General features: G+C 55.9%; 8 protein-coding genes and 1 pseudogene. 3 read left to right on the plus strand and 6 right to left on the minus strand.

What is annotated here, in order from left to right; all coding sequences use genetic code 11:
- Positions 1-25 precede the first annotated feature (25 nt).
- From ACWUI2_RS18045 to ACWUI2_RS18055, 3 genes are read left to right on the plus strand one after another with little or no spacing between them, the layout of a single operon-like run.
- Positions 26-1,390, plus strand: a complete 1,365-nt coding sequence (locus ACWUI2_RS18045) for a tripartite tricarboxylate transporter substrate-binding protein (RefSeq protein WP_486984241.1) — start codon at positions 26-28, stop codon at positions 1,388-1,390.
- 6 nt (positions 1,391-1,396) lie between these two features.
- A complete protein-coding gene (locus ACWUI2_RS18050) occupies positions 1,397-3,031 on the plus strand; it encodes a tripartite tricarboxylate transporter permease (RefSeq protein WP_486984242.1) in 1,635 nt (544 codons plus the stop codon).
- A gap of 1 nt (position 3,032) precedes the next feature.
- Entirely contained in the window at positions 3,033-4,889 is a 1,857-nt protein-coding gene (locus tag ACWUI2_RS18055) for a hypothetical protein (RefSeq protein ID WP_486984243.1), read from the plus strand.
- Here the strand turns inward: ACWUI2_RS18055 and ACWUI2_RS18060 are convergent.
- The 6 genes and pseudogenes from ACWUI2_RS18060 to rhaM all read right to left on the minus strand — a co-directional run bounded on the left by ACWUI2_RS18060 (position 4,818) and on the right by rhaM (position 11,680).
- A complete protein-coding gene (locus ACWUI2_RS18060; protein WP_486981265.1) occupies positions 4,818-5,984 on the minus strand; it encodes an IS4 family transposase in 1,167 nt (388 codons plus the stop codon). The genes ACWUI2_RS18055 and ACWUI2_RS18060 overlap by 72 nt on opposite strands.
- 836 nt (positions 5,985-6,820) lie before the next feature.
- Positions 6,821-8,140: an acetylxylan esterase gene (locus tag ACWUI2_RS18065; protein WP_486984244.1), complete on the minus strand. Its 1,320-nt coding sequence runs from the start codon at positions 8,138-8,140 to the stop codon at positions 6,821-6,823.
- A 300-nt stretch (positions 8,141-8,440) separates the two neighbouring features.
- Positions 8,441-9,343 (minus strand): annotated as a pseudogene (locus ACWUI2_RS18070) (ATP-binding protein).
- On the minus strand, positions 9,259-10,104 hold the full coding sequence (locus tag ACWUI2_RS18075) for a sugar phosphate isomerase/epimerase family protein (RefSeq protein ID WP_486984245.1): 846 nt from the start codon (positions 10,102-10,104) through the stop codon (positions 9,259-9,261). The pseudogene ACWUI2_RS18070 and the gene ACWUI2_RS18075 overlap by 85 nt, the downstream one beginning before the upstream one ends.
- Positions 10,105-10,187: 83 nt before the next feature.
- A complete protein-coding gene (locus ACWUI2_RS18080) occupies positions 10,188-11,351 on the minus strand; it encodes an ABC transporter substrate-binding protein (protein ID WP_486984246.1) in 1,164 nt (387 codons plus the stop codon).
- Between the two features lie 14 nt (positions 11,352-11,365).
- A complete protein-coding gene (gene rhaM / locus ACWUI2_RS18085) occupies positions 11,366-11,680 on the minus strand; it encodes an L-rhamnose mutarotase (RefSeq protein ID WP_486984247.1) in 315 nt (104 codons plus the stop codon).
- Positions 11,681-11,688: the final 8 nt, after the last annotated feature.

Here is an 11,688-nt window from a genome sequence, read left to right on the forward strand (position 1 = left end):
CGGGAGCGGGGGAGCGTTTGTCGTGATGAACCGTGAATTTGGAGAATCCGGGATGGGGCGACCGTGGCGATCGAGGTTCGTTTTGGTCTGGTTGTTACTCGCATTCCTGTTTGGAGGATGCGGACAACAAGACCAAGGCTTTCCGGATCGCCCGATCATTCTGATTTGCCCGTGGGCTGCCGGGGGAGGCACCGATCGGGTCGCTCGCCAGGTGGCGGTGGGACTGGAGCGGGAGTTGGGTGTCCCGGTGAGTGTCGTGAATGCGACTGGAGCCTCGGGAGTGACTGGGCATACGCGAGGAGCACTTGCCCGTGCCGATGGATATACAATCACGTTGGCAACGGCCGAGTTAAACATGCTTCATTGGCGTGGGCTAACTCCTATAACGTATCGGGATTATGAACTGGTGGGTTTGCTGAATCGGGATCCCGCCGCCTTATTCGTCAGAACCGACGCGCAATGGCAAACTCTCCGGGAGCTGGAAGAATTCATCTTGCGAAATCCGCGGGCCTTACGGGGATCGGGCGCCTCTCTCGGGGGCATTTGGCATGTTGCGATGGCCGGTTGGCTCAATTCGATCGGGGCGGATGTTGATGCTGTCCGGTGGATTTCGATGGAAGGCGCGACACCATCGTTGCAGGAACTCATGGCGGGCGGTCTCGACATTGTGAGTTGCAGTCTTCCGGAGGCGAGGTCCCTGCTTGAAGCAGGGCAAATCCGTGCATTGGGGGTCATGGAAGAAGAGCGACTTGAACAGTTTCCAAGTGTTCCGACGGTGAGAGAGCAGGGTGTGGATGCGCTGCTTGGCACTTGGCGGGGAATCGTAATGCCGAAAGGGGTTCCCGAAGATCGACGTCAGGTGCTTGTCACAGCTCTTGAGAAAGTCGTGCGGGATGATGAGTTTCGACTTTTCATGAGCCGGGCCGGTTTCAACTGGACGTATGAAGGGCCGGATGGTTTTGCTGAATTCCTCGAGGAATTGGACAGAGATTTTGGGGAAGTCCTGACGAGTGATGCCTTTGTGACCATAGGGGACGAAATCATCGGCCCCATGGCTTTTCCCGCACTACTTGGAGTATTGGGAGTGATCGTGATGATTGCCCTGCTGGCAACCAAGGAGATCGGACGCAATCAATCGTCTCCTGTTATCACGGGCAGAGGCGTTGTTCGTGTAGGCGGGGTTCTGGGTGCCGTCATTCTTTATGTGCTCGCCGCGGAAAGTGTCGGTTTTCTCCTGACTGCGTTTCCGCTCATCGGCCTTTTAATGTGGCGTTTTGGCGTGAGGTTTCGCACGAGCATGCTCGTGACCTTTTGCGTCGTGATCGTGGTATATCAAATCTTTGCGGTAATGCTGCGGGTGCCATTGCCGCGTGGGCTTTTAGGGTGGTAAGGCGTTATGGAAGGAGCATTTGCACAGGCGATCCAACAGGTTTTGTTCGACCCCTACGTATGGGGAGTTATCGTTCTGGCTGCCTGTTATGGTGTTTTTATGGGGGCGGTTCCCGGCCTCACGGCCACGATGGCGGTCGCCCTGCTGATTCCTGTGGTCTATTTCATGGAGCCAATTCCCGCATTGGCGGCCCTGGTTACCTTGGTGGTCTGCGCCATATTCGCCGGGGACATCCCGAATGCGATTTTACGTATACCGGGGACTCCCGCGAGCGCTGCCTATACGGATGACGCCTACAACCTTACCCAACAAGGAAAAGGAGAGCAGGTATTGGGGACATGTCTTCTTTTCAGCGTGGCGGGAGGATTGGTGGGAGTGGTTATTTTGATTTTGTTTGCGCCATTTCTGGCATCGTTTGCCGCACGCACCTTCAGTGTCGTCGAATATTTTTGGTTGTATCTTTTAGGTCTCACTTGCGCGGTCGTTGTATCCCGAGGATCACCGCTACGCGGTTTGCTTGGATTGATTATCGGCCTCCTCTTGGCCTCTATCGGGTTGAGTGCGATTCACGCTGAGGCACGCTTAACCTTTGGTTGGCCGGAATTGTTTCAAGGAATCAATTTCATTCCGGCCATGATTGGATTGTTTGGGGTCTCGGAGATTTTGCGGCACGCCTGTTCTTTCGATCAGGAGCGAAAACAGCCCGAGATCGACCCGAGGGGAGCAGTGGAAAACGGTGATGATCCTGGTTCAGATGGGGGACGGGTGACGGCGATCATTGCCCCCCCGAAGGCCGTGGCCCCGAGTAGAATGGCTCGTTGGACGGATGCTTCCGTCGGGGTTCTTTTTCGTAATACGCTTCCAATGCTTTGGGGCCGCAAAGCCCACACGCTTCGCTCGGGGACGGTCGGTTCGTTTGTTGGAATGCTGCCGGGAGCGGGGGCGGATATCGCGTCTTGGGTTTCGGTTGCCGCATCAAAGCGTTTTTCGAAGAAACCCCAGGACTACGGGAACGGGTCCCTGGAGGGAGTAGGGGATGGAGCGGCAGCAAAAAGTGGGGCCCTCGCCGGGGCGTGGGTGCCGGCGCTTGTGTTCGCGGTTCCCGGCGATTCCGTTACCGCAATCATTATCGGAGTTCTGCTGATGAAGGATATCGTGCCGGGGCCCGACATTTTCATTAATCAGGCTGATGTCGTCCATAGCATTTATATTTTGTTTATTTTAGCCAATTTGGTTCTCATCGTTGTTGGAATCGCTGCGATCCGGGCGGGCGGTTTCATTCAGATTATCCCGAAGCGGATATTGTTACCCCTGATCCTTCTGTTCTGTATCGCGGGATCTTACGCTATCAACGGAAGTTATTTTGATGTGATGGTGATGGGCGCCATGGGGCTGCTCGGTTTTCTTCTCGATCGACGCAACATTCCGTTGGGTCCCGTTGTATTGGGCATAATTCTCGGACCTCCGCTTGAGGAGCGCTTCATTCAGACGATGACGGCAGCGGAAGGAAACCTCCTTGCCTTCTTCTCCCGTCCGGTCGCCGCTGTATTGGGGATCCTGGTAATACTCATATGGGTGACTCCAACCATAGCCTGGTTGCGTCGCAGGCGGGCGGAAACGCGAGACCAGCGCGTTGACTGAGATGAAGTTGCGCGTTAGAAGCCAACTGTTTCTCACCTTTGTTCTTGTTTCTTCGGCGACAGGCGTCACTTCCGGGAATAGCAGCAGAATCATCGCCGATTATCCGTTAACGCATGTTTGGGACAGCCGGCACTCCTCGGCAGGGATCACAATAGGAGAGTTGGAGTTGGGCCCGGGCCTCATCCCCGTTTCAGTAAGTCGTGCACTGGGTGCGCAAGGGTGGAATCGAGAGAGTCCGTCTTTATTGAATTCTATTCGGACCGATGCATATTTTCAGTTTAATTTCGTGGTCGAAGCCGGGTACGAGGTTTCACTGGATTTGCTCGAGTTGGTAGTGCGTCGGTCAGGCCCCAATTCTCCTCGTTACCTTGATGTGCAGGTCAGCACAGATGATTTCCGAACTGAAGGCTTTTCGGTCGCTCGGTTCGCGATGGTCAGTAGTGGTGGCGACGGGGAGGAGATCCCCCCAATCGAATTGGCCCAGTTCCCTGTAATTCAAGGGATCCGAGGACCCCAGAGTGTGGCTTTTCGAATCTTCGCATGGGGAGATTCTGCGACGGGAAGTCAAAATAATCTGGCCCTCGGGCGAGAGAGAGGTCCCAGGATCAGCGGCCGGGTTCACTTGGATGAAACGTTCTCGCCGGGGACGGCAGGAGCGGTAAATGCGGCACTTGCTTCAGATGGAACGGAGGTGGCTGCAAGCGGCGGGAAGAGGGAGGATATTCGATTCTTGTTTATGGAATCTGACGATGTGGTGGATCCTTGGGGCCGCTTATCATTCAAGGCTGGTGCGATACGTCTTCAGGGGGAAGCTCGGACCGATCGAGGGGCGACTCTGCCGGCATTTTACCATGCCTTATCAAGTCAGCCGAAGAGAGACGGATGGTGGCTATACGCTGTTCGCATGCGGGAAGGCGAATGGAGTTTAATTCGCTACCACACCAGGGACGGTGTTCTATTCGAGGACGAGCAAGTGTTGTTCACGGAGTCACAGGATCGGAATTGGGTGGGACCTAGTGGAATTACGCGGAACGAGCGGACGGGAGAAATGATCATGCTCCGCACCTCTCGTCCGGATCCAGCGGAGGGGCTTCCGTATTGGATGTGGGCGTATGGCAGTGCCGACGGATCAAATTGGCAGCTTCTCCGGAATGAGCCCTTGTTTTCTGATCACGAGGTTTTTGGTTTATTGTGGAGCCGGGAGCCGGAGGAGTATATTTCCTTGCAGACGACCTATCAGCAGTGGGCGAAAAAATATCCTGATAACCTCGGCGGCAACACCCGGAGGGTCTTGCATCTGCGCAGTTCGCCTGACGGTCAAAACTGGGCGCCGAATACAAGTGTGGGACAAGCGCGTTTAGAATACCCTAGGATTCCTGTAGAAGATTTGATCGTTCCAGATGCGATGGATCCGGATGAACTGGAATTTTATGCGATGCAGGGGTTTTACTACAATGATCGCTATGTAGCCATGGTATTAAATTATGCTCCCAGTCCACAGGCTGTAAATCCAAATTCAACGAGAGGTGAATTGCACGGACCGCACCTTTATGCAGAATGGTGGATTAGTGATAATGCATCGAATTGGAGGCGTCCATACCAGGGACAGTCTGCAACGTCTTTCGGGAGCATCGTGCCTTGGAAGCGAATTACACATTCTCCCATTCTGGTTAATGATGAACTTAGATTTATCATAGGATCGACTGTGTACAGTTTAGATCAAGATCGGTTCGCGGGGGTATATTCTCGGGCGAATGCGGAGTTTTCAACACCCACTAGCGTCCAGTTAAAAGTCCTTGAATACCAGTTGGTTCGAAATATCATTCGCGGGTTTTCCGTTATTATAGTTTGCAAATAGCTGATTCATAGGGGTCTTCTGAAATACGTTGACGCTCAAGATTTGTAGAATTCGGCTGAGACTTTCATCGAGTCCATGGACCTTATTGAGACAGGCCACCATGAGGTAGACGCACGTGGCGATCCATATCTGGGTGCGCACCGCGTTGTCACTGGTTCCGTAGAATGCTTTTATTCGAAGATTCTGCTTGATCCATTTGAAGAAGAGTTCGATCCGCCAGCGGCTCTTGTAAATCGCGGCGATGGTTAACGCAGGCAACGTTAAATTGTTTGTAAGGAATGTCAGGCGCTTGTTTGTTTCGGTATCGAAATAAGAAATACGGCGAAGGCGGTCAGGGTAATCCCGTTTTCCCTTTTTCGTCCGCAAGACGATCACTTGATCGCATCTGAGACCAGTGGATTTATCAACCTGCCGAGATTCACACACGGTGAATCGGGTATTGGATTTACTGCGAATAACGAAGAATGCACCAGCCAGATGGATACGGAAAAGGCGGGCGAAATCCAGGTAGGCACGATCAAAAACATAGATGCTTCCCTCCTCAAATGCCATGCGATCGAGAAAGTTGACGTCATGAATTGATCCATCGGTAATGCTGATGAACACAGGGATCGAGCCGGCAAGATCGATCTGGGTATGCAGCTTGATCGCCGCCTTCGTTCTTCTGAACTTCGCCCACGGGAAAATAGAAAGGCACAGGTCGATAGTCGAGGCGTCAACCGCGTAAACCATCTCATCCATCTCCAAGCCGTTCGGCTCGTTGACGTAAAGGCGGCGCGCCTTACGAATGAGAATTTGGCCGAGCGCTTCATAAATTCGCCAATCCCGAAACTCGTTCGCGTAAGCAATGTTGGTTCGGGTGATGTTGCCCCGAATTCCCATGGCGTAGAGATGTTGACTGTTACGTAAACAAGCTTCGATATCACGCAATCCTTCGCGAAATGTGATCTGCGCAAATGCCATTGCCAGGAATTGGTCACGTGCGCTCATTCCCCGACTCTGGCGAGGCATCGGGTAGAGAGCAACGCAACGCTCAAACTGCTCGCGGTGCAGCGTATCCATTACTTGGGTGAAAATGAGACGGCCTTCGTTCATGAGGCCAGTCTCAATAAGCCCGCCCCGAACACCAGACCAAGCTTCAAATACGTCACAACAAACTCACCTCTTTAGATCATGAAAATCCGTTACTTACAAATCCGAGGTGGCCCCTTAGCTGGACGCTAGTGTTCAACACCAATCTTTACCATGCCCGCCGTACCGATGGAGATCAATGCTGACGTTTCCTGGCAAGATGCGCCACGGAGACAACGGTACCATTCGCACCAGCAAAGTTACGTGATGGCGGAGCTAGTGTTGGAGGATGGAAGGACGATCCCCGGTTATGAAAGGGAAAGAATGATCATCCGGGGACTCGATGTGAAGAGGTACCAGTTGTCGTGGGATGGGCGAACTGGCGTTGAGCTCGCCGGAATTCCGGTGCAGTTGAGGATTTTTTTTCGCGATGCATATATATACTCAGTATCAAGCGAGGGAAGCTCGCCGATAATCTATTAATACGTTATATAAATGGGCGGATGAGTTAACATTAACTGCTTTGCGTAACCATCATTCCCGCATGTCCAAAATTACTTTATGATGTTTAAATCCCTATGCCCGTCTCGCACCGCGTCGCTTCTCGCGGGCCTTCTATTGGTAAGCTCGAGCCTACTTGACCCGATGATTATGACCTATCCGGAATCCTAGGACTTTCACGCGGAACCGTGAGGGACGAGGTGGTTGAGATGCGCGATATTGTGCCGACACTGCTTGAGGCCGCCGGAGTCGAGATTCCCGCCTCGATCTAAAACCAGCTGAAGCCGGAACCCCAACAGGGCAGACGCTCCACCGCGGGAGGGTTGTCGGCCAGATGAAACAGCCTTGGTTTAGCTCATTTAACGTAATCGCAGTTTTTGGCGGATGTGTTGCAGGAATTCCAGCCGGATGTCTGAGGGGAAAAGGTGGGCCATATCCGGACGGTAAAGTGGAATGACCTCTCCCGGGACGTTGTTGATGGCCGCTTGAATTCCGTCGGCGGGGCAGACTCGGTCAATGAGTCCAAGAGAAACGATCAGCGGGGCCTCGATCCTGCGGGCGAAGTTACCGCCATCATAGTACTGGAAGGTCCGGTTGATCTGTTCGCGCTGGCTTTGGGGGGTGGTATCCGCCATCGCCTTCGGCCAACCGGGTTCTCTGTTCAGAAGATAGCCGGAGAGGTCACACATGGCTGGGACGGAGGCCACGGCCAACGATACCCGGGGGTCGAGCCCGGCACCCGCCAGGACTTGAGCCCCCCCTTGGCTGGAACCATAGAGGACCAGATCGCGCTGGTTCCAGTCGGGATGGGATGCGAGGTGGTCGGTCGCTGAAATCACCCGCAGAAACATTGTCCGGAAGTACCACTCTTCCCGGGAAAGGACGCCATCCCTGCGATAACGGGCCAACTGGTTTTGACTTAACTCCTGGTAGTAAGCGTCGGATTGGTTGTTTGGCAGACCATGGGCATTGATGTCGAGAGCCAGAAAGCCTTGTCCGGCCCAGTATTCAGCTACGGACAGATTGGCACTCCGAACCCCCGCACCGTGAAGGATCAGGATCGCGGGCAAAGATTGCCGGCCAGCATCTTTTGGCCGTGACAGATACCCGGAGACAGGCATTTCCCCGGCAATGTCAATTGTCAGGTTCCAGGATTCCAAACCGCTCTGCGACGATTCCACCGGAGTGAGCTCCGCTGTGTGGGGAAGGGCCCGCCAGGAGGCCATCTGGCTCTGCCAGAAGTCATCGAAATCAGCAGGCTCCGCTGTGGAAAGCTCAATGGAGGAGGGTTGAAACAGAAGGCCGATTGTCACGTTGTGCGCCGAACTTTCGTCATCATCGCGAAGCAATGCCGCATCAGCCAGGACCAATCCGGGCCCAGGGTCCTGTACTTCGAAAGTATACGATCCCTGCCCGACCTTCCAATTCATCTCCCTCGGCTCACCTCGCCAGCCATTCCTGACGGTTATCCGGCCTTGCCATCCGCTCTCCGCGGCAGTGTCGGGGTTGACCTCAACCGTTACCCGGGCTGTTTCACCCTCGTGATAGATGCCGTTCTCGCGGTCCAGCGACAGGGTTAAGAGATTCTCCTGTGCCGTCAGTAAAGGAACGATGAGCCAGGAGGAACAGACTGCCAGGGACAAGACGGCCTTGGCGGAAATTTTCGTGATAATACTCATAAATACTTTTTGGTTAGGCGAATTGACGTAGCCTACTTTTTCCCTTGTTCGGTCGCCGATCAAGGGTCAACCGCTTTGATGGTTCCGAAAACTGTATGGGTAAATGCAGCAGGCGTCCGGCCGGGGACTTGCAGCCGTAAGTCGCACGCTTTACCCGGGCAAGGTGCAGCCAGGGGCTTCCCTGGGCGTCGGCTGACGTGCGGAAAGCGGACTGGCGGAGCGTTCCAGTCGGAGGGTCAGGATGATGGTGCCGTCGGGGACGTTCGATTCCTTGCATCCAGCCCGCTGAGCGATTCTCGCTCACTTGGAGGTCGTGTTATCCGTCGGACGAAAATCGAGGGTTAAGTGGGGGATGAAAAGGGCGTTGATAAAGTCGTCTTGAAAACTTGGTTGTTCGTTGAGCTCCACGAATTGGAGCCGCTGAATCAGCCGCTCCATGCGGGTTTTAGCACCTGCGTCCACGGTGGCGTTGATCGCGCCTTTTAGGGAGGTGTTCCCGCAAACCTCGATCGCTTCTTCCGGCAAAGGAGGGAGAATGCCGATGTCCATCAAGTCGTGGAGGTCGACCCTCCGACCGAAGTTTCCGGCGAGGTAAACTTTTTTCAAATTGTTGATTTCGATCTCCGCCACGCGGCAGAGGGTGATGATTCCGGAGAAAACCGCCGCTTTGGCTTGGAGGAACGTGCTGATGTCGGTTTCGCTGACGTAGATGTCATCGGTCAGCGAATACACCTTCTCCCCCTCGCCGAGCAGGTTCTTGCGTTCTACTTTTGGATGGCGTCTGGCAAAGCGTCCTTTCTTGCGCAGGATGCCGGCGCGAAAGGCCGCCGCCACGAAGGAGATCACGCCGGATCCGCAGAGGCCGGTGGCGGGTTCGTTATGGATGGTGCTCCAGTGGATTTCCTCGCCGTCGTTCCAGACTTATTCGATGGCGCCGGGGATGGCGCTGGATCCGCAGGCAAGGCCGCCTCCTTCGAACGAGGGACCGGCGGGGACGGCCGAACAATAAAGTTTGCCGTTGGCTTTCAGCGCGATCTCCGCGTTCGTGCCCAAGTCGACGAAGAGCGTCCGGTCGGGGGCGTTCTCCCGGAGCTTTTCTGACCTCGGCTGATGCGAGATCATCGGACGGCGGCGAGTGAGTCCCTCAGAAGAAGGGTTTCGGAAATGTTGTCGGTCCGATTGCATCCTTCCCAGTCGACCCATACGTATTCAAGACATACATACCCGTCGTAGTCCCTGGAACGGAGGCGCCGGATGATCTCGGCGAAATCGATCGTGTTTCCCTTCACCGTCGCCTGCAGTTGCCCTTTGGCGCCCCCGCGGGCATGGAAGTGCGAAGCGTGGTTCAGGAGGGGGTGGACGACGGAATCCTCCATCCCCTGGTAAATGAAATGGCCGTAGTCGAGGGTAAGCGTCAGGCCGGGGACCGCTGCGAGAAACCTCAGGGTCGATTCGGGATCGGACAAGAGGGATCCGACGTGCGGTTCGATGGCGTAAACGATTCCTTCCTCCCGGGCGGCGTTTACCCGCCAGGCGGCCTCCTGCATCGCCAGTTCCCTATCTTTCTCCGCTTCGACTCCCGGGTGGGCGACGCCGGGAAGTCCGGTCAGGTGCCGGCAATCGAGACGGCGGGCGAATTCCAGCATTCCTCGGAAGGTGGCGCGGTTGCGTTCACGCACCGCCGGATCGGGAGCGTTGGCGGCCGCCACCGGCGGTTCTTCTCCGGTTTGTAAAAAAACGTCGGATACGGCCAGGCGGTGGTTCTCCAACTGGCGGCGCAATCGGTCGGCCTGGCCGGAGATGTCGCTCAAGACCGTGCTCGGATAAAGATGCGAACGTCCCTCGAAAATTCCGAGATCGACCGCGTCGAAGTCGAGCAGCCGAAGCAGAGCCAGCACCTTGTCGTGCGGCAGGAGCGGGAAGGTGAAGTCGGCGCAGGAGAATCGAATCATCGGGTCAGTCATTTCAGTTTAGAAAGGTTTCGATCATTGCGATCGCGTTTGGGGAAAAGTCCGCCGCCGTTTTATAAGTTGGTTTTTCAAGGTGATCAGAGTAATGGAAGCGGACCGGGAGGCAACCCCGACCGGTAGGCCGCGTCGAGTTCGTCCAAGGCCGCCGCCGGGCTTGCTCCGTCGCGCAGGCAACGGGCGAGGGCTTCCCCGCCTTTTTCCTGCAACGGCACATACCCGTCGTAGCGGGGACGGACGATCGCCTCTCGCTGGGCCTTTCCGGCTCCGGAGAAAAACCCACCGCAGATGCGGTCGAGTTCCGGGTCCTCCCATGCTTCGGTCCGCGAAGGCTGTCCCCCGGCGAGGGTATAGATTCCCTGTTGAACCTCGGCGCTTCCGGTGAAGAGCGCATAGTCGACCGCCAGCTCGATGTCTCGGCATTTTCGGGAAACCGCGATGCCGGTGCCCCCAATTACACTGCGGAGAGGACGCCCATCATCGAGTTTTATCAGCGGCCCGTAACGGAGGGAATGTTTGCCGAAACCCCGGCGGCAGTAGTTGCGGTAGGAATACGCGAACGGGCAGTAGGCGTATTCGTCGGCGGATGACAACTTTTCGGCGAGACGAATCGGGTTCAATTCGAAGATCGACGCCGGCATCCCGTCGGCCAGGTCCCGCAACAGGTCCAGGGCGGCCAATCCGGTTTCGCGGTCGATCATCCGTTCCCGGTCGGTGAAGCACTGCCCGCCGAGCGCTTCGCAAAGCATGTGGAAATTGAGATAAAGATCGGCCGACCATCCCGGCATGATCACCAGTCCCCGCCGGGAGAGCTCGATCAATTCCCGCCAAGTGGACGGGGGAGAGACGTCCGCCCGTTCCAGCAGGTCGGGACGCCAGCTCGGGGCGGGGGTGGCCGCGTCGACCGGAATCGCGAGGAGTTTGCCTTCGTAGTTATAGCTGTCGAAGGAGGCGCCGATCGAGTGTTGGCTCAATTCATCGATCCGTTCCCGGGGCAGGTGCTGGTTTAAGTCCAGGAGCAAGGAGCGGGCGAAGGCGAAACCGGCCCAGGGATGGTCGATGACCACCAGGTCGAACTTTTCCGCCAGGACGTCGACCGGCATGTGGCCGAACTCATGCAGCGACCGTTTCTCCCAGCGGATGCGGACCCCCGGATGGGTCTCCTCGTAGCGTTGCGCCGTGGCAACCAGGGGAGGGAGCGCCCGGCTGTGATCCCAGGTGATTCCTGTCAGTTTTCGAATCATCCTTAGCTCTCGACTCAGTCGAGATGGAAAACCTCCCGGAGCTCCGTCGCGGCCGGAGTTCCGTCGTCGTTGTATTCCATCACATCGCTCATGAACTCCCACCAGCGTTTGCAGGCGTCGGTCTCGGCGATCGCCGCCCAGCGGGCTTCGTCTTCGACCTCCACGTATCCGAACAATTGCCCGGTTTTCTCGTTCAGGAAGATCGAATAATTGTGGGCGCCATGCTCGCGGAGCACCGCGGCGAGGTCGTTCCAGATCGGATTGTGGCGTTTCTCGTATTCGGCTTCGCAGCCGGGGAAAACCTGCATCATAAAAGCTTTGCGAATCATGGTCTCCT

This window comes from Verruconatronum alginivorum (assembly GCF_056590205.1).

Coding starts and splice junctions, on each gene's coding strand:
- ACWUI2_RS18050 (WP_486984242.1), top strand. CDS start 1,397: ATGGAAGGAGCATTTGCACAGGCGATCCAACAGGTTTTGTTCGACCCC.
- ACWUI2_RS18065 (WP_486984244.1), bottom strand. CDS start 8,140: ATGAGTATTATCACGAAAATTTCCGCCAAGGCCGTCTTGTCCCTGGCA.
- rhaM (WP_486984247.1), bottom strand. CDS start 11,680: ATGATTCGCAAAGCTTTTATGATGCAGGTTTTCCCCGGCTGCGAAGCC.
- ACWUI2_RS18060 (WP_486981265.1), bottom strand. CDS start 5,984: ATGAACGAAGGCCGTCTCATTTTCACCCAAGTAATGGATACGCTGCAC.
- ACWUI2_RS18055 (WP_486984243.1), top strand. CDS start 3,033: ATGAAGTTGCGCGTTAGAAGCCAACTGTTTCTCACCTTTGTTCTTGTT.
- ACWUI2_RS18045 (WP_486984241.1), top strand. CDS start 26: ATGAACCGTGAATTTGGAGAATCCGGGATGGGGCGACCGTGGCGATCG.
- ACWUI2_RS18080 (WP_486984246.1), bottom strand. CDS start 11,351: ATGATTCGAAAACTGACAGGAATCACCTGGGATCACAGCCGGGCGCTC.
- ACWUI2_RS18075 (WP_486984245.1), bottom strand. CDS start 10,104: ATGACTGACCCGATGATTCGATTCTCCTGCGCCGACTTCACCTTCCCG.